This window comes from Microbacterium nanhaiense (assembly GCF_014646015.1).
Taxonomy (GTDB): Bacteria; Actinomycetota; Actinomycetes; order Actinomycetales; family Microbacteriaceae; genus Microbacterium; species Microbacterium nanhaiense.
In genome coordinates, this window is the sequence record NZ_BMMQ01000002.1 from 96,150 (window position 1) to 117,586 (window position 21,437).

Annotated in this window: 19 protein-coding genes; 15 read left to right on the plus strand and 4 right to left on the minus strand. The window is 68.7% G+C overall.

Annotated features, from left to right (window positions below; all coding sequences use genetic code 11):
* Positions 1 to 35 precede the first annotated feature (35 nt).
* Complete coding sequence (locus IEX05_RS03335; RefSeq protein WP_188699980.1) at positions 36 to 578, plus strand: MerR family transcriptional regulator; 543 nt, start codon at positions 36 to 38, stop codon at positions 576 to 578.
* Positions 579 to 641: 63 nt separating this feature from the next.
* Here IEX05_RS03335 and IEX05_RS03340 read toward each other — a convergent pair whose 3' ends face one another.
* Positions 642 to 1,457, minus strand: a complete 816-nt coding sequence (locus tag IEX05_RS03340) for a ParA family protein (RefSeq protein WP_188699981.1) — start codon at positions 1,455 to 1,457, stop codon at positions 642 to 644.
* Positions 1,458 to 1,611: 154 nt separating this feature from the next.
* On the opposite strand from IEX05_RS03340, the gene IEX05_RS15190 reads away from it, so the two are divergent.
* Positions 1,612 to 3,798 carry a MinD/ParA family ATP-binding protein gene (locus tag IEX05_RS15190; protein ID WP_229661103.1) on the plus strand — a complete coding sequence of 729 codons (2,187 nt, stop codon included), beginning with the start codon at positions 1,612 to 1,614 and terminating at the stop codon, positions 3,796 to 3,798.
* The gene (def, locus tag IEX05_RS03350; protein WP_188699982.1) at positions 3,795 to 4,286 is read left to right on the plus strand and encodes a peptide deformylase; all 492 of its coding nucleotides are present in this window, start codon (positions 3,795 to 3,797) and stop codon (positions 4,284 to 4,286) included. The genes IEX05_RS15190 and def overlap by 4 nt, the downstream gene beginning before the upstream one ends.
* Positions 4,287 to 4,334: 48 nt before the next feature.
* Here the strand turns inward: def and IEX05_RS03355 are convergent, their stop codons facing one another.
* A complete protein-coding gene (locus IEX05_RS03355; RefSeq protein WP_188699983.1) occupies positions 4,335 to 6,164 on the minus strand; it encodes an AMP-dependent synthetase/ligase in 1,830 nt (609 codons plus the stop codon).
* Positions 6,165 to 6,310: 146 nt separating this feature from the next.
* Between IEX05_RS03355 and IEX05_RS03360 the strand changes: the two genes are divergently transcribed.
* Positions 6,311 to 7,021, plus strand: coding sequence for a lysophospholipid acyltransferase family protein (locus IEX05_RS03360; protein ID WP_188699984.1), 711 nt, complete (start codon positions 6,311 to 6,313; stop codon positions 7,019 to 7,021).
* 29 nt (positions 7,022 to 7,050) lie between these two features.
* Complete coding sequence (locus tag IEX05_RS03365; protein WP_188699985.1) at positions 7,051 to 8,388, plus strand: class II 3-deoxy-7-phosphoheptulonate synthase; 1,338 nt, start codon at positions 7,051 to 7,053, stop codon at positions 8,386 to 8,388.
* Between the two features lie 58 nt (positions 8,389 to 8,446).
* Here the strand turns inward: IEX05_RS03365 and pknB are convergent, their stop codons facing one another.
* Positions 8,447 to 10,462: a Stk1 family PASTA domain-containing Ser/Thr kinase gene (pknB, locus tag IEX05_RS03370; protein WP_188699986.1), complete on the minus strand. Its 2,016-nt coding sequence runs from the start codon at positions 10,460 to 10,462 to the stop codon at positions 8,447 to 8,449.
* A 105-nt stretch (positions 10,463 to 10,567) separates the two neighbouring features.
* On the opposite strand from pknB, the gene IEX05_RS03375 reads away from it, so the two are divergent.
* Positions 10,568 to 10,900, plus strand: a complete 333-nt coding sequence (locus tag IEX05_RS03375; RefSeq protein WP_188699987.1) for an Rv2175c family DNA-binding protein — start codon at positions 10,568 to 10,570, stop codon at positions 10,898 to 10,900.
* A 28-nt stretch (positions 10,901 to 10,928) separates the two neighbouring features.
* Here IEX05_RS03375 and IEX05_RS03380 read toward each other — a convergent pair whose 3' ends face one another.
* Positions 10,929 to 12,023 (minus strand): polyprenyl synthetase family protein, encoded by a 1,095-nt coding sequence (locus IEX05_RS03380; RefSeq protein ID WP_229661104.1) that lies wholly within the window; start codon positions 12,021 to 12,023, stop codon positions 10,929 to 10,931.
* A 69-nt stretch (positions 12,024 to 12,092) separates the two neighbouring features.
* Between IEX05_RS03380 and IEX05_RS03385 the strand changes: the two genes are divergently transcribed.
* The 9 genes from IEX05_RS03385 (at position 12,093) to IEX05_RS03425 (ending at position 21,428) form a co-directional block, all read left to right on the plus strand.
* Complete coding sequence (locus tag IEX05_RS03385) at positions 12,093 to 12,470, plus strand: DUF3040 domain-containing protein (RefSeq protein WP_188699988.1); 378 nt, start codon at positions 12,093 to 12,095, stop codon at positions 12,468 to 12,470.
* A 254-nt stretch (positions 12,471 to 12,724) separates the two neighbouring features.
* Positions 12,725 to 13,156 (plus strand): division/cell wall cluster transcriptional repressor MraZ, encoded by a 432-nt coding sequence (mraZ, locus tag IEX05_RS03390; RefSeq protein WP_188699989.1) that lies wholly within the window; start codon positions 12,725 to 12,727, stop codon positions 13,154 to 13,156.
* A gap of 103 nt (positions 13,157 to 13,259) precedes the next feature.
* The gene (gene rsmH, locus IEX05_RS03395; protein WP_188699990.1) at positions 13,260 to 14,204 is read left to right on the plus strand and encodes a 16S rRNA (cytosine(1402)-N(4))-methyltransferase RsmH; all 945 of its coding nucleotides are present in this window, start codon (positions 13,260 to 13,262) and stop codon (positions 14,202 to 14,204) included.
* The gene (ftsL, locus tag IEX05_RS03400; protein WP_188699991.1) at positions 14,201 to 14,767 is read left to right on the plus strand and encodes a cell division protein FtsL; all 567 of its coding nucleotides are present in this window, start codon (positions 14,201 to 14,203) and stop codon (positions 14,765 to 14,767) included. The genes rsmH and ftsL overlap by 4 nt, the downstream gene beginning before the upstream one ends.
* Positions 14,768 to 14,789: 22 nt before the next feature.
* Positions 14,790 to 16,586: a peptidoglycan D,D-transpeptidase FtsI family protein gene (locus IEX05_RS03405; RefSeq protein ID WP_188699992.1), complete on the plus strand. Its 1,797-nt coding sequence runs from the start codon at positions 14,790 to 14,792 to the stop codon at positions 16,584 to 16,586.
* Between the two features lie 28 nt (positions 16,587 to 16,614).
* The gene (locus tag IEX05_RS03410; protein WP_188699993.1) at positions 16,615 to 18,027 is read left to right on the plus strand and encodes a UDP-N-acetylmuramoyl-tripeptide--D-alanyl-D-alanine ligase; all 1,413 of its coding nucleotides are present in this window, start codon (positions 16,615 to 16,617) and stop codon (positions 18,025 to 18,027) included.
* A complete protein-coding gene (gene mraY, locus IEX05_RS03415; RefSeq protein ID WP_188699994.1) occupies positions 18,024 to 19,142 on the plus strand; it encodes a phospho-N-acetylmuramoyl-pentapeptide-transferase in 1,119 nt (372 codons plus the stop codon). Before IEX05_RS03410 ends, mraY begins: the two co-directional genes overlap by 4 nt.
* The gene (locus IEX05_RS03420) at positions 19,139 to 20,254 is read left to right on the plus strand and encodes a Mur ligase family protein (protein ID WP_188699995.1); all 1,116 of its coding nucleotides are present in this window, start codon (positions 19,139 to 19,141) and stop codon (positions 20,252 to 20,254) included. The genes mraY and IEX05_RS03420 overlap by 4 nt, the downstream gene beginning before the upstream one ends.
* Complete coding sequence (locus IEX05_RS03425) at positions 20,226 to 21,428, plus strand: FtsW/RodA/SpoVE family cell cycle protein (protein ID WP_188699996.1); 1,203 nt, start codon at positions 20,226 to 20,228, stop codon at positions 21,426 to 21,428. Before IEX05_RS03420 ends, IEX05_RS03425 begins: the two co-directional genes overlap by 29 nt.
* Positions 21,429 to 21,437 lie beyond the last annotated feature (9 nt).

The following is a 21,437-nucleotide window of genomic DNA, read 5'->3' on the forward strand; positions in this document are numbered from 1 at the left end:
TACTGTGGGAGTACACCCTGCAGGAGAGGAACAGAATGAACGCGGGAAGCACACACGACAGCGACTTCGCCGTCGACCTGCTGTTCACCGATGGTCTTCCGCAGGTGAACGCGCAGAAGGGCTACCGCGGCGCCGTGGCGGCGAAGGCCGCCGGCATCACCTACCGTCAGCTCGACTACTGGGCCCGCACCGAACTCGTGGTGCCGACGATCCAGGACGCCCGCGGATCCGGAACGCAGCGCCTCTACGGCTTCCGTGACATCCTCGTCCTGAAGCTCGTGAAGCGGCTTCTCGACACCGGCATCTCGCTGCAGCAGATCCGGAAGGCCGTCGAGCAGCTGCGCGCGGAGGGGATCCGCGACCTCGCCTCCACGACGCTCATGAGCGACGGGGCGTCGGTGTATCTCTGCACCTCGAACGACGAGGTCATCGACCTCGTCAGCCGCGGACAGGGCGTGTTCGGCATCGCAGTGGGCAAGGTGTTGCGCGAGGTGGAGACCACGCTCATCGCGTTCGAGCCCGCAGACGAGGATCCCGTCGACGAGCTGGCGATGCGACGGGCACGGAAGACGGCCTGAGCCGCCGATCCTCATCCGAGACGAGAAAAGCCCCGCCGAGGCGGGGCTTCTTCGTTGCGAGGATCAGTGGGCCTGCGGGCCCTCCTCCGGAACGGGGATGTTCCCCGCCTCGACGATGTGGTCGAGGAGCTGATCGAAATCTGTCGCAAGCTCCTGCGCCGATTCGCCCGGCCACACGTGCAACGGCTTCGCCGCGCCCTGGGCCTGCTGCAGCGAGGTGCGTTCGGGCAGCTGCGGCTCGAGCACGAGATCGCCGAACATATCGCGCAGCTCCTTGATGCGGAACTGGTGTTCGACCGACTGAGGGCGCACGCGGTTCACGACGATTCCGAGCGGCTGGAGTCGCGAGGAGAGGCCACGACGGATCTCCTCGATCGCACGCAGGGCGCGATCGGCGGCGGCGACCGAGAACAGGCCGGGCTCGGTGACGACCGCGACGCGGTCGCTGGCGGCCCAGGCCGTGCGGGTCAGCGCGTTGAGGGACGGCGCGCAGTCGATGAGAACGAGGTCGTACTCGTCCTCGACGATGGCGAGCGCCTCTTCCATCTTCCAGACGTCGCGCACGGAGGGGTGCGGGCCGTCGTAGTTGATGGCCGACGGGCTACCGAGCATGATGTCGATCTTGCCCGGGTGTACCTTCGTCCATCCGCTGGATGCGATCGCCTGGCGGACGGTCTTCTCCTTGGGGCTCTCGAGCACGTCGGCAACGTTGAGTCGTCCCGCGGTCGAGACATCAAGGCCCGTGGACACATCCGACTGGGGGTCGAGGTCGACGACGAGCGTGCGGATGCCTCGGGCGAACGCCGCGGAGGCGAGGCCCAGGGTGACGGTCGTCTTGCCGACTCCGCCCTTGAGAGAGCTGACGCTAAGTACGTGCACGCCTCTACGCTACCTTCCCTCCCGCTGAGAGCCACTCAGGCTCAGGGGGAGAAATTCATCAATTTTGCTCGCGATCAGACACGCCGAGTACCATTCCGGGGGGCGAACGCGCCCTGAGGCGGCCGTCCGGTCGCGTTTCGATCAGGAGTACGACTTGGCAGAAGACCGCAACTCGACGTCCGACGAGGGTGTCGACCACGGCGTTCTCGACGAGGTCAGCACCTCGACGACCGCAATCGATCTCGGCGCGACCGCGCAGGTAAACGTCATCCTGCCCGTGGGCTACCGCGACGAGGATCGCGACGACGACGTGATCGCCGATGAGCTCTCGGCCGACGAGATCGCGCGGCGCGAGCAGGAAGAGGCCGAAGCCGCGAGGGAACGCGAGAACTCCGAGCCCGGCGATGAGGAGGCCTCGTCCGACGAGCCCGCATCGGCGGAACCGACGCGCGCGGACGTCGAGACCTCCGAAGCGGCGAACGACGACGGCACGAGCGACCCGGACGACGATGCGCCCCAGGGCGACTCGACCCCGGACGACTCGGTCTCGGACGATGCGCCCCAGGGCGACTCGACCCTGGACGACTCGGTCTCGGACGATGCGACCCAGGACGACCTGACCCCGGGCTACTCGGACTCGGACGATGCGCCCCAGGGCGACTCGGTCCCGGACGACGCGACCCAGGACTGCCAGACCCAGGACGACGCAGCGGACGCGAGCGGCGCCGACACCGACGACAGCATGACCGATGACGTCCCGGGCGACGAGAGCTCCGACGGAACTGAGAATGACGGGCCCGAGAACATCGACGACGGGGCCTCCGATGGCACGGGGTTCTCGGGCGAGGCTCTCGACGAGCTCGACTCCGCGGACGACGGCATCAACGAAACCGATGGTGACTCCGATGAGGACATCGAGAGCCCGGAAGGCCCGCGTACCGACACCGCCGACGCAACGGATGCCGAGGCCGCTCCCGCACACAATGCTGACGATTCGTCCGCCACGGGCGCGGTGGACGACGTCGACGAGGTCCCTGGCACTGAGTTCCGGAACGCCGAGGCCCCGGAGGTCGACTCGGCGGAGCGCACGGATCCCGACTCCCTCGCCCCCGACGACGCGGACGACGACGTCGCCCCCGAAGCCGAGGGCGACGACCGCGCCGGCCGCATCGACGAGCTCGTCTCGACGGCGACGAACACGATCTCGTGGGACGAGGCGTCGAGCGACCCGAGCATCGCCCTCGTCCGCGAGGCAGCCACCACGAAGGAGCCCCCGATGGCGCAGGACCCCCGATCGATTCCCGCGGCTGCGCCGAAGGATCCCGCGGCCCGGGGCGAGGAGGCCGCTCGAACCGAGCGTCCCTCGTTCATCAAGTCGCATGCGCGCGGCTCGGACGAGGCCGCGGCCTCGACGGAGCGCTCGGCATTCATCGACGATCGGCTCCTCGAGAGCGGCGCGATCCGCACTCCCGCACCGGTCGACCCGTGGCGACGGATCCTCCACTCGATCACCGGCGGACTCATTAATTTGGGCAACAGCAAGGCGACCAAGCAGCGAGACGCCGTGAAGGCCCGCATCGCGGCGCCCATTTCCGGCGACGCGCGCTTCGTGCCCGTCGTGAGCCGGAAGGGCGGCGTCGGCAAGACCACCGTCACTGCGCTGCTGGGCATGGCGCTCGCCGATGCGCGCGACGACCGGGTCGTCGCCGTCGACGCAAACCCCGACCGCGGCACGCTCGCGGAGCGCATCGCGAAGCCGTCCGGGAAGACGGTGCGCGACCTCGTGCGCGACCGGGAAGAGATCCGCGGCTACGGCGACATGTCGGCCCACGTGACGCGCGACGAGACCCGCCTCGACGTGCTCGCGAGCGATGCGGATCCGCACGTCGCCGATGCGTTCAGCGACGAGGACTATCGGGCGGTCGCGGACATCGCCCAGCACTACTACTCGCTCGTGCTTACCGACACGGGCACGGGCATCGTGCACTCGGTCATGTCGGCGACGCTCGATCTCGCCGACCAGCTCGTCGTCGTGTCGGGCGTGAGCATCGACGAGGCGCGTCTCGCATCCGAGACGCTGACGTGGTTGGAGACGAATGGCCGAGCGGAGCTCGCCCGCAACGCGATCGTCGTCATCAACCAGGAGGCGGCCGGCAAGACGAGCGTGCGCATCGACGAGGTGGAATCGCACTTCCGCACTCGCGTGCGCGACGTCGTGCGGATTCCGTTTGATCCCGCGATCGCGACCGGCAGCGCCATCTCCTTCCATGAGCTCGCCCAGCCGACCCGCGACGCCGCCCGCGCCCTCGCGGCTCTCGTCATCGAAGGGATCCGGGCATGACGGTGCGCGACATCCGCTTCTACGGCGACCCGGTGCTCCGCACGCCCTGCGCCGAAATCGAGACGATCGACGAGGGCGTGCGCGCGCTCGTCGACGACCTGATCGACACCGTGAAGGTGCCGGGCCGCGCGGGCGTCGCGGCGCCGCAGATCGGCGTGGGGCTGCGGGCGTTCAGCTACAACGTCGATGGCCGCATCGGGGCGATCCTCAACCCGAGGATCGTGGAGGTGCGCGGCGAGAAGCAGCCCACGGGTGAGGGTTGCCTGTCGGTTCCGAACCTGTGGCACGACACCCCGCGCCACCCGTACGCGCGCGTCGAGGGCATCGATGTCGACGGCAACCCGGTCACGCTCGAGGGCGAGGGCGTGTTCGCGCAGATGCTGCAGCACGAGACGGATCACCTCGACGGCATCGTTTACCTGCACCGCCTCGACAAGCCCGAGCGCGCGGTCGCGATGCGTCAGGTCCGCGAGAGCGACTGGTTCTGAGCGGTACGCGTCACGCCCCTCCACGGAGAGGGGCGTGACGCGTCTTTCTCAGCCGATGGCGATCGACGAGGTGCGGTCGCCCGGCGCGGTATAGATGTCGTCGATCGTCGAGGCGAAGTCTTTCAGGATCACCATGCGCTTGATCGACAGCTTCGGGGTGAGGTGGCCGGACGCCTCGGTCCACTCGGTCGGCAGGATCCGGAACTCGCGGATCGACTCGGCGCGCGAGACCAGGGAGTTCGCCTGATCGATGGCGCGCTGCACCTCGTCGCGGACCGCCTTCGTGGCGGCGGCCTGCTCGAGGGTCAGATCCTCGCGCTCGCCGTGCGTCTTCAGCCACGCGGGAAGCATCTCGGGATCGAGCGTGATCAGCGCCGAGATGAAGGGCTTCTGATCGCCCACGACGACGACCTGGCCGATGATCGGGTTGGCACGGATCGGATCCTCGAGCATCGTCGGAGAGACGTTCTTGCCGCCCGCGGTGACGATGATCTCCTTCTTACGGCCCGTGATCGTGAGTCGGCCCTGGTCGTCGAGCGCACCGAGGTCGCCCGTGCGGAACCATTCGCCATCGAACGCTTCCTCGGTGGCGTCGGCGTTGCGCCAGTACTCGCGGAAGACGTTGACGCCCTTGACCTCGACCTCGCCGTCCGAGGCGATGCGGATGCCGACGCCGGGGAGCGCCGAACCGACGGTGCCCACGTGGACGTCGTTCGGCCGGTTGACCGTGGCGGGCGCCGTCGTCTCGGTGAGGCCGTATCCCTCGAGGATCTTGACGCCGAGGCCACGGAAGAAGTATCCGAGGCGCGGGCCCAGGGGAGCGGATCCGGACACCGCGTAGGTGACGCGCCCGCCCATGAGGTCGCGGAGCTTGCCGTAGACGAGCTTGTTGAAGAGTGTGAACTGGAGGGCGAGCAGGGGGCCGATCTTCTCGCCCTCCTGCTCGCGCCGAGCGTGCTCGACGGCGACCTTCGCGGCGCGGCGGAAGATGGCGCCCTTGCCCTCAGACTCGGTCTTCTGCTCGGCCGAGTTGTAGACCTTCTCGAACACGCGCGGCACCGCGAGAAGGAGGGTGGGCTTGAACGAGCCCAGCGTCTTGACGAGGTTCTTCGTGTTCGGCTCGTGACCGGTCTTTACCCCGCCGTGGATGTACAAAACCGACATGAAGCGGGCGAACACGTGCGCCGTCGTGATGAACAGGACGGTCGACGCGCCCGGCTGCTCGATGACCTCGCGGAGCGCCACGGCGGCGTTCTCGGCTGTGTCGACGAAATTGCCGTGCGTCAGCACACAGCCCTTGGGCCTGCCCGTGGACCCGGACGTGTAGATGATCGTCGCGATATCGCTCGACCGGGCGAGCCGGCGGCGCTGCTGGATCTCGTCATCGCCGACGCCGGATCCGCTCTCGACAAGATCGTCGAGCGCGCCCTCGTCCATGCGCCAATACGAGCCGATGAGGGGTAGTTCGTCGCGCACCTCGGAGAACCGCGCGTCGTGCGTGTCGTTCTCGACCATCAGCGCGACCGCCCCGGAGTCGGAGAGGATCCAGCGGACCTGCTCCGGGGAGCTCGTCTCGTAGACGGGCACCATGATCAGGCCGGCGTAGTGCAGGGCGAAATCGACGAGGGTCCATCGGTACGTCGTCGTCGCGAGGAAGCCCACCTTGTCGCCCGGGCGAAGACCGCTCGCCACGAATCCCTTCGCGAGTGCGATGACCTCGTCCTCGAACTCGCGCGACGACTTGTCCCGCCACCCGTCGCCCTCGGGAACGGCGAACAGGGGGCGGTCCGGAGATGCTCGCACGCGATCGGCCAGCAGATCGCTGATATTGCGATCGGGGTCGTTCGGAACGAGGGGCTCGGCGTAGATCTCGATCACGGTAACTCCTTTGACACCGGACGTGGTCGGCGCGGTCCCGCGCTTCGTTCGAGTCTAGGGCGTGCGCTTCCAGGCAAGCGACAATCACTGTGCTCGTTCGACAAAGCGCGCCCCGCGAATCCGGGGGCGTGGCCTAAACTCATGGCGTGTTCTATTGGATCCTCAAGTACCTGGTCGTGGGCCCGGTGCTCAAGGCGATCTTCCGACCGTGGATCGTCGGCGCGAAGAACGTGCCGAAGACCGGCGCGGCGATTCTCGCGAGCAACCACCTCTCGGTCATGGATTCGATCTTCCTCCCGCTCATGATCGAGCGCCCCATGTCGTTCCTCGCGAAGTCCGAGTACTTCACGGGCAAGGGCCCGAAGGGGTGGGCGACGAAGTGGTTCATGAAGGGAACGGGCCAGATCCCGATCGACCGCTCCGGCGGATCCGCCTCGGAGGCGGCCCTGAACACGGCGCTGCAGGTCATCGGGCGGGGTGATCTGCTGGGCATCTATCCCGAGGGCACGCGCAGCCCCGACGGACGCCTCTACAAGGGGCGCACGGGGATCGCCCGAATGGCCCTCGTGGCGAAGGTGCCCGTGATCCCCGTCGTCATGGTCGACACCGACACGATGCTGCCCATCGGATCCAGCCGCCCGCGGCTCGTGCGCGTCGGCATGGTGCTCGGCGAACCGCTCGATTTCTCGCGCTACGAGGGCTTCGAGGACGACCGCTTCGTCCTGCGCAGCGTCACGGACGAGATCATGGTCGCGCTGCAGCGGATGGGCGGTCAGGCGTACGTCGACGACTACGCGTCGAAGTTCCGGAAACAGGCGGAGGAATCGGGCGCCGCACCCACCAGCGCGTTTTCCTGAGCGTCTTTTCCAGCCGGTAGGATCGAGGAATGCAGCACACCCTGGACGCGCTCGACGCATGGCGCGAACTCCCGATCAAGCAGCAGCCCGCATGGCCCGACCAGGCCGAGGTCGAGCTGGTGTCCGCCGAGCTGTCCGCGATGCCGCCGCTCGTGTTTGCCGGTGAGGTCGACGAGATGCGCTATCGCCTCGGCGAGGCGGCGGCGGGACGGGCGTTTCTGCTCCAGGGCGGCGACTGCGCGGAAACCTTCGCGGGCGCCACGGCCGACCAGATCCGCAACCGCATCAAGACCGTTCTGCAGATGGCCGTCGTCCTGACCTACGGCGCATCGATGCCGGTCGTCAAGATGGGGCGCATGGCAGGCCAGTTCGCCAAGCCCCGCTCGAGCGACACCGAGACGCGCGGCGACGTGACCTTGCCCGCGTTCCGCGGCGAGATCGTCAACGGCTACGACTTCACGGAGGGCTCGCGCACCGCAGACCCGCACCGTCTGCTGAAGGCCTACCACACCTCGGCGAGCACCCTGAACCTCATCCGCGCCTTCACACAGGGCGGTTTCGCCGACCTGCGCGAGGTGCACGCGTGGAACAAGGGATTCGCAGCGAACCCGGCCAACAAGCGCTACGAGCAGATGGCGATGGAGATCGACCGTGCCGTGAAGTTCATGGAGGCGGCGGGCGCCGACTTCGATGAGCTCAAGCGCGTCGACTTCTACACGGGCCACGAGGGGCTGCTCATGGACTACGAGCGCCCCCTCACCCGCATCGACTCCCGCACGGGCGACGCCTATGACACCTCGGCGCACTTCATCTGGGTGGGCGAGCGCACGCGCGAGCTCGACGGAGCGCACATCGACTTCGTGTCGAAGATCCGCAACCCGATCGGCGTCAAGCTCGGCCCCACGACGAGCCCCGAGACGGCACTGGCGCTCATCGACAAGCTCGACCCCGAGCGCGAGCCGGGTCGCCTGACGTTCATCACGCGCATGGGCGCCGGCAAGATCCGTGAGGCCCTGCCGCCGCTTCTCGAAGCGGTCAAGGCCTCCGGCGCGCAGCCCCTGTGGGTGACCGACCCGATGCACGGCAACGGCTTCTCGACGCCGACGGGCTTCAAGACGCGTCGTTTCGACGACGTGGTCGACGAGGTGCGCGGCTTCTTCGAGGCCCACCGCGCCGTCGGCACGCACCCGGGCGGCATCCACGTCGAGCTCACGGGCGACGACGTCACCGAGTGCCTCGGCGGATCCGAGGAGATCGACGAGGCCGGGCTCGCCACCCGCTACGAGTCGCTCTGCGACCCCCGACTCAACCACATGCAATCGCTGGAGCTGGCGTTCCTCGTCGCCGAGGAGCTCGAGAAGCGCTGAGCGCCCCACGCGTATGGGCCCGGAGATCCTCCGGGCCCATACGCGTGTCCGCGATCGCTTAGTCGCCGAGGCTGGCCAGGCGCGCGTTGAGCGTCACCGTCGAACCCGGCAGGACGTTCTCACCCGCGGCGGGTGATGTCGACTGAACGACGACGAAGCTCCCGAGCCCGGCGTTCATGAAGGCCGACCACTTGCCCGTGTCGTACGAGGCGGTAAGCCCCGCATTCTCGAGAATCGCGATCGCGTCCGGAAGGGTCGTCCCGGAGGGGATCTCCGGAACGGGCACGGGCTGAGGGCCCTGGGACTCGACGATCGTGACCGTGTCTCCCGGGTGCAGTTCCGCGTCGGGGGCGGCGGGCTCGTAGCGGATGACGGCGCCGGCCTCCACCGTGTCGCTGTACTCCAGGGTGTTCTCCGCCGCGACCTCGAGGCCCGCATCGGTGAGGCGCTCGCGCGCGTCCTCCGCGGAGACGCCCGCGACCTCGGGAACCGGGCCCGCGGACGTCGTGAGCGTGAGGGTGTAGCCCTGGAAGGCGTTGCAGCCGTCGAGGCAGGCGTAGCCCTCGTCGTCGGCCGTCTTCGACACGCTCGCGCCGATGACCGTGCCCGCTTCCCGTTCGTCGTATCGCTGCGGCGCGTCATCGGCGAGGGTGAGCACGGCGTCCTTGGCGTACTGCTCCACCTGTTCGTGCGTCATGCCGCGCAGGCGGACGACCGACACCTCGGCCGGGCCGAGCGAGGTCGTGATGGTGACCGTGTCGCCGGGATAAACGCGCGTGCCGGGTGCGGGGGAGACCGTGAGGATCCGTCCCGCCGCGATGGTGAGGCTGTGCTCCGTCTCGTGCTCGGGGACGAGCTCGAGATCGCGCAGCTGCACCGCGGCGTCGTCGTATGGCGTCGTGGTCGCGATGACGGGCACCGGGATCATCGAGCCGGGGCCGGATCCGAACCACCAGCCCGTGCCGCCGGTCGCGAGTGCCAGGACGACCGCCATGGTCGCCGCCCACCAGCCCCGCAGCCTGCGCCGGCGGGTCTTCACGCGGAGCCGCTCGGCATTGCCGTCGGTGGCGGGAGGTGCGCCCTCTTCCGCGGTGACCGCGCCCGGAAGGACGCTCGTGATCCCGCCCGTGTCCATCGAGGGCGGCAGGAGCGCCGTCTCGCCCTCGTCCGAGTCATCGCCGAGGTCGGTCGCCGGCCGCGCGCGCCCCTGCGGGGCGAGGGGCTGAATGCCGAGCTGCGCCTCGATCTCGCGGAGGCGCTCGAGCATCTCGCCGGCGTCCGCGGGGCGCTCATCGGGGGAGCGTTCGGTCGACCACAGGACCAGCTCGTCGAGCTGCTCGGGCACGGCGGGGTTCTTCATGCTCGGGCGCGGCACGCTCTCCGTGGCGTGCTGGTAGGCGATCTGCATCGGCTGATCGCCCCGGTAGGGCTGCTCGCCCGTCAGCATCTCGTAGAGCATGATCCCGAGAGCGTAGATGTCGGCGCGCGCATCGGCGGTGCCCTGTGACATGAGCTCGGGCGCGAGATAGGCGATGGTTCCCAGCAGCTGCTGTCCCGTGGCCGTGTTCGCGCTCGTCGCCCTCGCCAGCCCGAAGTCACCGATCTTGATCCGGCCGTCTTCGGCGATCAGGACGTTCTCGGGCTTCACGTCTCGGTGGATGTAGCCGGCGCTGTGGGCGGACGCGAGGCCCGACAGCACCGCGTGCATGACGGTGATCGTGTGCTCGATCGACAGGCGGCCGGTCTCGTTGATGAGGTCGCGCAGGGTCGCGCCGGGGAGGTGCTCCATCACGAGATACGCGATGTCGTCGTCCTGGCCCTGGTCGAACACGCTGACGACGTGCGGGTCGCTGAGCCGTGCGGCGGCCCGCGCCTCTTGGATGAACCGCGCCTGGAAGCGGTCGTCGTCGCTCAGGTGATGGTGCATGACCTTGATCGCGACGCGCCGCTCGAGGCGCAGGTCGGTCGCGAGGTACACCGTCGCCATGCCGCCGCGCGCGATGCGCGAGCGCACCCGGTATCTGCCATCGATCAGTCGCCCCACGAGGGGGTCGGCGGCAGGACGAGTGGACACCAGATCAGTTTACGGAGATCGCGCCCGTCCAACCGTGAGGACGCTCCGGACGGCCCATGCGAGTCCCGCGAGCCCCCAGGCGTCGCGTGAGAGGATCGAGGGGTGATGAACGAATCGATCGAGTGGCTGAATCTTCCCGACGTGGCCGAGCGCCTGGGGGAGACCCCGGGCCGCGTCAGCCGCCTTCTCGACGAGCGGGCCCTCGTGTCGGTGCGCCGCGACGGAATTCGCGTCGTTCCCGCCGACTTCATCGACGGCGACCGCCCGCTGGCGTCGCTGCGCGGCACCGTGATCCTTCTGGGCGACGCGGGCTTCGACGACGAAGAGATCATTGCCTGGCTGTACACGGAGGAGCCGGAACTCGGTCACCCGCCGATCCAGTCGCTCCTCGCCGGGCGCAAGTCCGAGGTCCGTCGGGTCGCCGCGGCGCTCCTCTGACGAGGACGCGCCACCGGCGAGCGCCGGTCTAGGCCGCGCGCACGGTCGTCGCGGTGACGAGGTCGTCGAGCTCGCGCGCCGCGAGGTCATCGAAGTCGGCCGCCGCGATCGCGTCACGCGCGCGCTGGGCGTAGTCCGCGATCTCGCGCTCGACCCGGTCCAGCGCCCCCGTTTCGCGGATCAATGACTGCAACTGGGCGATCTCCTCGCCCGACATCGGCGAGCCGAGTCGCGCGTCGAACGCCGCGCGGGACGCCGGATCCATGCGTTCGCGGGCATATGCGACGAGCAGCGTGCGCTTGCCCTCCGTCAGGTCGTCGCCGGCGGGTTTGCCCGTCAGCCCCGGATCGCCGAAGGCGCCCAGCACGTCGTCGCGGAGCTGGAAGGCGAGCCCCAGCGGATGGCCGATCTCGGACAGCGCCGTGCGCACCTCGCTCGTCGCGGCGCCGATGTCGGCCCCGAGTAGCAGGGGCTGCTGCACGCTGTATCGCGCGGACTTCAGAACAGCGATGCGCCGCGCGCGGTCGGCATGGAGCGCGTCGGGAGTCGTCGGCCACGCCGCCTCGCCCGCGACGTCCAGGAACTGCCCGAGCGTGACGTCTCGGCGCATGCGCGCGTACTGCGCGCGGGCGCGCCGCGCGGCCGCGGCCTCGACATCGTCCAGGGCCTCCTCGAACAGATCGTCGCTCCACCCGAGGAGCAGATCGCCCAGGAGGATCGCGCCTGTGCGCCCGAACTCCTCCGATGAACCGGACCACCCGCGTCCGCGGTGTGCGGACTCGAGCGCGCGCCAGGTCGAGGGGGCCCCGCGGCGGGTATCGGAGTTGTCGACGATGTCGTCGTGCACGAGGGCTGCGGCCTGGAAGACCTCGAGCGCTGCACCGAGGGCGATAATGCTCTCCGGGGAGGAGGCGGCCCCGGCCGCTCGCCATCCCCAGAATGCGAAGCGGGCCCGGAGGCGCTTGCCGCCCGTCAGGGCCGCGGAGGCGTGCTCGAGGAGCACGTCGACGACAGGATCCGAGGCGCCGAGTACCTCGTCGCGAGCGATCTCTTCGCGCCGATCCCGGACGAAGATATCCAGCCGCTCGGAGATGTCTGTGATGATGTCCTGAAGAGTCGACACACACCTAGCCTAGGCTGGCATGACGGCGATAAGATGTAAGCCGATCTTGATACCCGAGGGGGTTACACGATGCCACTCTCCGAGCAGGAGCAGCGCCTTCTGGATGAGATGGAACGCCATCTCATGCATAACGACGCCGATGTCGTTCACGCAGGTGCACCGCGCACGCTGAGCTACCGAAATCTTCTGGTGGGCGCGTTGCTCGTGCTCGTCGGTCTGGGTGCGGTCCTCGCCGGGATTTCGCTCTGGTCCGCGACCGCGGTCGTCGCGGTCATCGTCGGTGTCGTCGGCTTCGCGGCGATGGTGTTCGGCGTCATTCTCGCCTTCACGCCCGCCAAGGGATCCGCGCCCGCGGAAGCGTCGACCTCGACGCGCGCGCCCCGCGGATCCGACTCCTCGTTCATGGACAAGATGAACGACAGGTGGGATCGCCGCCAGCAGGGCTGATCCCCTCCACTACCTCCGAGCGCCGCTCCTTCGGGAGCGGCGCTTTTTTGCGTGCGCCGGGCGACACGCCGCGACGGCCTCCACACCCGCGCCGTGCCCTCCACTTCGCTCCACCGCGGAGTTTTCGCGCGATCTCGCGGGACAGGCCACGCGAAATCACCGTATTCTTGCCGCCGACACCTCAAAAGTGGGGGAAAGTGGAGTAATGTGGGGGCCACTTCGCAGAGGGCCATCGCAAAGGGGGTGACGGGCCGATGCTTCTTGGGACTCACACTCCGAAGCTCGACGACAAAGGCCGCGTCATCCTGCCCGCGAAGTTCCGTGAGGAGCTCGCTGGCGGCGTCGTCATCACCCGCGGACAGGAACGATGCCTCTACGTCTTCTCGACGGCGGAGTTCGAACAGGTCCACGAGAAGATCCGACAGGCTCCGCTCAGCAACAAGCAGGCGCGTGACTTCATGCGCCTGTTCCTGTCGGGGGCGAGCGCCGAGGCTCCCGACGGACAAAACCGCATCACGATTCCCGCGCACCTGCGCCAGTACGCCGGCCTCGGCAAGGAGCTCGTCGTCACCGGTGTGGGTGCCCACGCCGAGATCTGGTCGGCCGAGGCCTGGGACGCGTACCTGGCGGGCAACGAGGATTCCTTCGCCGAGATGCAGGAGGAGGTGATCCCGGGACTCTTCTAGCACGGCGGTCGTGACTCCCAGCCGCGGCCCTGTCTCCACTTCCCCGGAGACAGGTCGCGCGGATGGGGATCAGGGCCTCCGACATCGAACAACCGGAAGTGACATGGACCCCCGAGACATCCACACCCCCGTCATGCTCGAGCGCTGCCTCGAGCTCCTCGCGCCCGCGCTCGAGCGCGAGGGCGCGACATACGTCGACGGCACGCTCGGCATGGGCGGGCACGCCGAGGCGGTCCTCGCGCGCTTCCCGGGGGCGCGACTCGTCGGCCTCGATCGCGACACCGACGCGCTCCGCATCGCGGGGGAGCGGCTGGCCTCCTACGGAGACCGGGTCCGTCTCGTACACACCGTCTACGACGGCATCCTGGAGGCGCTCGGTGGGACCCGCGCGGACGGGATCCTCTACGATCTGGGCGTCTCGTCGCTGCAGCTCGATGAGGCGGAGCGCGGCTTCGCCTACGCGCAGGACGCCCCCCTCGACATGCGGATGGATCAGACGAGCGGGATCACGGCGGCGGACGTCGTCGGCACCTATGGCGAGGGCGACCTCCGCCGAATCTTCGAGCGCTACGGCGAGGAGAAGCTCGCGGGACGCTACGCCCGGGCCATCATCGACGAGCGCTCGCGCGGCGCCATCACGCGCTCGGGCCACCTGGTCGACGTCCTCCAGAAAGCCACACCCGCCGCCCTGCGCAACGCCGGTCATCCCGCTAAGCGGGTCTTCCAGGCGCTGCGCATCGAGGTCAACGGGGAACTGACCGCGCTCGAACGCGCGATCCCCGCCGCGCTCGAATCTCTGAGTGTCGGGGGCCGACTCGTCGTGCTCAGCTACCAGTCGCTCGAGGACCGTTTCATCAAGCGTCTCTTCGCCGAGGCGACGCGCTCGACCGCGCCCGCAGGGCTCCCGTTCGAACTGCCCGAACACCAGCCGAAGTTCCGACTGCTCGTCAAGGGCACCGAGCTCGCCTCCGAGGAGGAGGCGGCGCGCAACCCGCGCGCGAAGCCCGTGCGCCTCAGGGCGATCGAAAGAATCCGGGAGAGTGCATGAGCATCGCCAACGCAAGCCTGCTTCCCTTCGAGCCGGCGCCGCGTCGCCAGGGGCCGCATCTCGAGGCCCTTCCGTCCCGACGCCGCAGGCCGCGCCTCGCATACGCGCTCGTGGCCATCGCCGGTGCCGCGCTCATCGCGCTCGCACAGCTCGGCATGACGATCCTCACCGCCCAGTCGAGCTACGACCTGGCCGCCGTCGAGCAGCAGCAGCAGCAGCTGACGCTCGACAAGCAGGAGCTCACGGAGGATCTGGCGGGCCTCGCCTCGCCGCAGTACCTCGCCGCAAACGCCTCGGCGCTCGGCATGGTCATCGACTCGACGCCGAGCTACCTTCGGCTGAGCGACTCGGCCATCCTGGGATCGGGCGCGGCCGCGGGCGACACGTCGACGGTGAACGTGCAGAACGGCAACGCCGCGGCAAACGCCCTCATCGCGCAGACCCCCCTCGTGACGGACGACGAGCTGACGATCGCCGACGTGACGCCGCAGCAGGAGGCGCCGGCGACCGTGACCGAGGCGCCGCCTCTTGAGGGCGGGCTGCCCGCACCCCAGACGCACTGAGACGACGGCGAGGAGGACACACATGACGAAGGCGGAGACGCGCTCCGCGCGCCGGAGAAGCGGCATCGCGGCCGTTGTCGTGCTCGCGATCCTCGCCGTCTTCGCGGTGCGGCTTTTTGACATCCAGGTGGTCAACGCCGATTCGCTCCGGGCCGACGCCGAGAAGCACGGCAACTTCACCGCATCCGCGGTTCTCCCCGGCATCCGCGGCTCGATTATCGACAGCGAGGGAACCGTCCTCGCGGCCAGCTCCGTCGCCTACGACGCCGCCCTCGACCCCGCGCTCGTCGACGAGGTCGACCGCATCGACGATGCGGGCAATAAGTACGTCGAGTCGTGGGGGCGGCTTGCGGAGCGGATCGGCGCGATCATCGACATGTCGGGCGCCGAGGTCGAGAAGGTCGCCTCCGACGCCCTCGAGGCCAACCCGGACAGCCGCTACGCGGTGCTGAAGAAGGGGCTGTCGACCGAGCAGTACCGCGCCCTCGTGGACCTCGACGCGCCCATGCTTGCGCTGTCGAGCGAGAAGACCCGCACCTACCCGAACGGCGCCGTCGGCGGAAACCTCGTCGGCTTCCTCGATGCCTCCGAGACCCCGCAGGAGGGCTACGAGCAGCTCGGGAACGCCTGCCTCGAGTCGACGGACGGCCGCCTGAGCTATCAGCGATCGGGCGACGGCGGCGTGAAGATTCCCGGCACTACGAAGGAAGATCCGGCTCCGCACGACGGGGGAACGCTTCAGCTCACGATCGACAGCGATCTCAGCTGGTATCTGCTGCAGATGCTGAAGGAAGAGGTCGAGACGCAGAAGGCGCAGGCCGGCTCGATCATGGTGGTCGACGTCAAGACGGGCGAAATCAAGTCGGCGGTCGACTACCCGACCCTCGACCCCAACGATCCCGCGGCGTCCGACCCCGAGGACCGCGGCGCGCCCGTGCTGCGCCGCCTGTTCGAACCCGGCTCGACGTTCAAGGCCGTGACGATCGCGACGCTCCTCGACGCGGGCGCGGTGACCCCGCTCACCGCGGTCGAGGCCTCGAGCAACGAGACCTTTCCCAACGGCGCCCAGGTCGGCGACTCCTTCGCCCACCCCACCTACCGCTACACGGTCGCGGGCGCGCTCATCGACTCGTCTAACGTGGCGCTGTCGAAGCTCGGCGAGCTCGTGCCCGATCAGACGCGTTACGAGTACCTCAAGAAGTTCGGTGTCGGCGAGGGCAGCGCCATCGGGTACAGCTACGAGCCCGAGGGCGTGATCCACCCGGCCGATACCTGGGACAACCAGACCCATTACGCGACGAGCTTCGGGCAGGGCATCGCGGTCACCATGCAGCAGGTGGTGGGCGCGTACCAGGCGATCGCGAACGGCGGCGTGAAGAAGCCCTTGCACCTCGTCGAGGGCTGCACGAGCGCCGACGGCCAGGTCACCGCCCCGACGCTCCCCGCCGATGAGCAGATCATCAGCGAGGAGACCTCGGAGCAGATGCTCGACCTCCTCGAGAACGTCGCCGTTCAGGGCACGAACGCCGACGCGATCGAGATCCCCGGGTATCGCATCGGCATCAAGACCGGTACCGCGCAGGTCGCGAACGGCCAGGGCGGCTACAAGTCCGGGGTCTACTTCACCAGCATGATCGGCGTCGCGCCGATCGAGGATCCCCAGTACATCGTGATGGTGAGCCTGGACCAGCCGCGTAGAGTAACCTCGTCGGCGGCGAACGCTCCCGCGTTCCAGAAGGCCATGACTCACGTGCTGCAGTACTACCGAGTGCCGCCGTCGACCGAACCTTTCGAGCCCCTCCCCAAGTTCGCTGAATGACGCGCGAAGCCTCGCGCGAAGGATCCACATGATCGCACTCTCACTCGCCGAGATCGCCGCCGCCACGAGCGGCCGGGTCGTTCTCGCGGGGGACGCCACCCCCGACACGCTCGTCGACGGATACGTCGACACCGACTCCCGCAAGATCGCCCCCGGCGACGTCTTCGTCGCGAAGCCCGGTGAGGCGACCGACGGCCACAACTTCGTCGGTGCGGCGCGCGACGCGGGCGCCGCGCTCGCGCTCGTCGAGCGCGAGGTCGACGTCGCGATCCCGCAGATCGTCGTCACCGATGTCGTCGCCGCGATCGCCGAGCTGGCCCGCGAGGTCGTTGCGCGGGTGCGCGCGGGCGGGGAGTTGCGCGTGATCGGGATCACGGGCTCCAACGGCAAGACGACGACGAAGAACATGCTTCGCCGGATCCTGGAGGACGAGGGCGAGACGGTTGCGCCGATCGCCTCCTACAACAACGCCGTCGGTGCGCCGCTGACGATGCTGCGCGTGCGCGAGTCGACGAAGTACCTCATCTGCGAGCTCGGCGCGGATGCCCCGGGCCAGATCGCCCGCCTCGCCGGTCTCGTCACCCCCGACGTGGGCGTCGTGCTCATGGTCGGCCTCTCGCACGCAGGCGGTTTCGGCGGCATCGACCACACGGCGCGCGCCAAGCGCGAGCTGATCGAGCAGGTGCGTCCGGGCGGGGTCGCGGTGCTCAATGCCGACGACCACCGCGTCGCCGCGATGGCGTCGACGGCGGAGGAACGCGGCCTTACCGTGCGCCGCTTCGGGGAATCCGACGCGGCGGACGTGCGGGCGAGCAGCATCGTCGTCTCGGCGAGTGGAACCGATTCGGTGCTCGATATCGACGGCTCCCGGCTCCCGCTTCACCTGCGCGTCCTCGGCGCCCACCACGTCAAGAATGCGATGGCGGCGCTTACCGCCGCGATCGCGCTGGGCGTCGAACCCGCCGCCGCGGTCGCCCGACTCGAGACGATCGAGCTCGCCGAGCGCTGGCGCATGCAGGTCATGGGCTCCGAGCGCGTGCGGATCATCAACGACGCATACAACGCCAGCCCGGACGCGATGCAGGCGGCGCTGCGCACGCTCGCGCAGATCACGGGCGAGGGCGAGCGGATGGTCGCGGTTCTCGGCGCCATGAGCGAGCTCGGCGAGCACGATGTCGAAGAGCACAGCAAGATCGGCCTCCTGGCGGTGCGGCTGCGGATCCCGCGGATCGTCGTCGTCGGCAGGGACGCCCGTGCACTGTTCCTCTCGGCCGTGGCCGAGGGCAGCTGGAGCGACGAGGCCGTGTTCTTCGAGACGGCGGACGAGGCGTACGACTATCTGAAGGATGAGCTGCGCGACGGCGATCGCGTGCTCGTGAAGAGCTCGAACGCGGCGGGGCTTAGGTTCCTCGGCGATCGTCTGGGAGAATTGTTCTCGTGAGATCACTGTTGGCGGCCGGAGCGATCTCGCTCGCGTTCACGCTTCTGCTGACCCCCGTCTTCTTCCGCATGTTCCGCGCCTGGGGGTGGGGCCAGGTCATCCGCACGGACGGCGAAGGCTTCAACGCACCGAAGCACGAGACCAAGCGCGGCACCCTCACGATGGGCGGCGTGATCTTCATCGTCGGCACCATCGTGGGCTATGTCGCGGGCACGTACGCGGGCGGCAACCCGCCCACGCTCTCCGGCTGGCTCGTGATCTGGACGATGCTGGGATTCGGCACCGTCGGCTTCATCGATGACTACATGAAGGTCAAGATGCAGCACTATGCGGGGCTCTCCGGCTGGAAGAAGATCGTCGGCCAGATCCTCGTCATGGTGCCGTTCGGCATCGCCGCACTCAATTTCCCGAAGGGCGACATCACGCCCGGCTCGCCCTACATCTCGTTCATCCGGGACATCGACGTGCTGAGCTTCGCGACGCTCATCACGACGGTGCCGATCGTCGGCTGGTTCCTTTACCTGCTCTGGATCTCCCTGCTCGGCACAGGCTTCAGCAATTCGGTCAACCTCACCGACGGTCTCGACGGCCTTGCGGCGGGCGCGGGAATCTTCGTGGTCGGCGCATACAGCCTCATCGCCTTCTGGCAGTTCAACCAGGCCTGCGCGGGCGCCGGAACCTCGCCCGACAACATCACCGCCTGCTACTCCGTCCGCGACCCGCTGGACCTCGCGATCGTGTCGGCCTCCTTCGTGGGTTCGCTCGTCGGCTTCCTCTGGTGGAACGCCCCCAAGGCGAAGATCTTCATGGGCGACGTCGGCTCGATGTCGATCGGCGGCGTCATCGTCGCGATGGCGATCCTGACCCGCACCGAGCTGCTGGGCGTGCTGATCGCCGGCCTCTTCGTGATGTCGAGCGGATCCGTGATCCTGCAGCGCCTCTACTTCAAGCTCACACGAGGCAAGCGCCTCTTCCTGATGAGTCCCATCCACCACCACTTCGAGCTCCGCGGGTGGCAGGAATCGACGATCGTGGTGCGGTTCTGGATCATCGCGGCACTGTTCGCCATCACGGGCGTCGGCATGCTCTACATCGAATGGCTTTCCCGCGTATGACCTCTCGTCTCGACTCACTCGACAGCTGGAACGCGGATTGGGCGGGCCTCAAGGTTGCGGTGCTCGGCCTGGGATCCGCCGGATTCGCGGCGGCCGACACGCTCGCCGAACTCGGCGCTCAGGTGCTGGTCGTCACCGAGCAGGCGGCCGACGAGTACGCGCGCCTGCTGTCGGTGATCGGTGCTCAGCTGATCGAGACCGACCGCGACCGCGTCGCGCCGACCGTCGATGGCTTCGCGCCCGACGTCATCGTCGCCTCGCCCGGCTTCGCGCCGAGCCACCCGGCCGTGCGGTGGGCGCTCGAATCCGGCGTTGCCCTGTGGGGCGACGTCGAACTCGCCTGGCGCGTGCGCGACAAGGTCGCGCGCCCCGACGGCTCGCCCGCCGAGTGGATCCTCGTGACCGGCACGGTGGGGAAGACGACGACGGCCGAACTCGCCTCGCTCATGCTCGTCGAGGCGGGTCTGCGCGCCGCGCCGTGCGGGGCGAACGGCATTCCCGTGCTCGACGCCGTCCGCGATCCCGCGGGCTTCGACGCGCTCGTCCTCGAATTGTCGAGCGCGCAGCTGTGGTACCTCGGCCTCTCGGCGGGCGCAGGCGCCCCGCAGCCGATCGCGAGCGTGTGCCTCAACCTCGGTGAGACCGCCCTCGGCTGGCACGAGAGCGCCGCCCACTATCGCGATGCGATGGCCGTCGTGTACCGCTTCACGCGGATCGCGTGCGTGTACAACAAGCGAGACGACGCCACCATGCGCATGGTGGAAGAAGCCGACGTAATCGAGGGCGCACGCGCCGTCGGCGTGGACCTCGGCGTGCCGGGCCCCAGCGACCTCGGCATCGTCGACGGGATCCTCGCGGACCGCGCCTTCGTCGAGAACCGCCACACATCGGCGGCGGAGCTGACGACACTCGAGCACCTCGCGGGACTCGGCCTCGCCGTTCCGGAAATCGTCGCCGATGTTCTCTTCGCCGCGGCGCTCGCGCGGTCGATGGGCGCCGAGCCCGCGTCGATCCACCGGGCGCTGGGGAGCGTCGAGTATGGTCGGCGGCGTGAGGTCGCGGCCGAGCGGGAGGAGAACGCCGATGGCGACGAAGGCTCCGCAGAAGCCTGATTCGCGACCGCTCGCGGTCCGGATTGGGGTCGGCCAACTCGCGAAGCCGCCGTCGCTCGAGTTCCTCCTGATCGGATCCGCGGCGATCCTCCTCACGGCGTTCGGCGTGGTGATGGCGTTCTCGGCAACGACCGTCGAATCGCTGAAGAACTCAGGCTCTCCCTATGCCGGCGGCATCACCCACCTGATCTACGCGGCCGTGGGGGTTCCGCTCATGCTCGTCATGAGCCTGTTGTCGCTGCGCTGGTTGCAGCGCCTCGCGTGGCCCGCGCTCATCCTGGGCATCGGCCTGCAGCTGATCGTCTTCACGCCGCTCGGCGACGCGCAGGGCGGAAACCGCAACTGGTTCTACATCGGCGGCATGTCGATCCAGCCCTCCGAGTTCCTGAAGGCCGGACTCGTGCTCTGGCTCGCGTACATCCTGTTCCGCAAGCAGGCGCTGATCGATCGCTTCTGGCACTTCGCCATCCCGGCGCTGCCCGTCGCGGGCCTCGCGATGGCCACCGTGCTCGCGGGCGAAGACCTCGGCACCGTGATGATCATGGCGCTCGTGGCGTTCGGCACGATGTACTTCGCGGGCGTCAAGCTGCGCTTCCTCGGCCCGATCGTCATCGCCGGCGCGACGCTCGTGACGGTCTTCGTCGTCACGAGCCAGAACCGCATGGACCGACTGCTCGCCGTCTTCGATCCGAACTGCGACCCGAGCGGGCAGTGCTATCAGCCGTACCACGGCCTCTGGGGGCTCGCCGGCGGGGGCATCTTCGGGCGGGGACTCGGCAACTCCCACGAGAAGTACAACTGGCTGCCCGCTGCGGCCGACGACTACATCTTCGCGATCGTGGGCGAGGAGCTGGGGCTCGTCGGCTGCCTCGTGCTCTTCGCCCTGTTCGTCGTGCTCGGCGTGGGCATCGTTCGGATCCTGCGCCGGAGCGACTCGATGTTCGTGCGCGCGCTGGCGGGCGGCATCGGGGTGTGGATCCTCGGGCAGGCCCTCGTGAACATCGGCGTCGTGCTCCGACTGTTCCCGACGCTCGGTGTGCCGCTGCCGTATCTCTCATCGGGAGGATCGTCGCTCATCGCGGTCCTCATCGTCACCGGCGTGCTGCTCGCCCTCACCCGTACGCTGCCTGAGACCGAGCGCGCCGAACGCCGGGCGCAGACTCCCGGCAAGTAGGATCGTCCG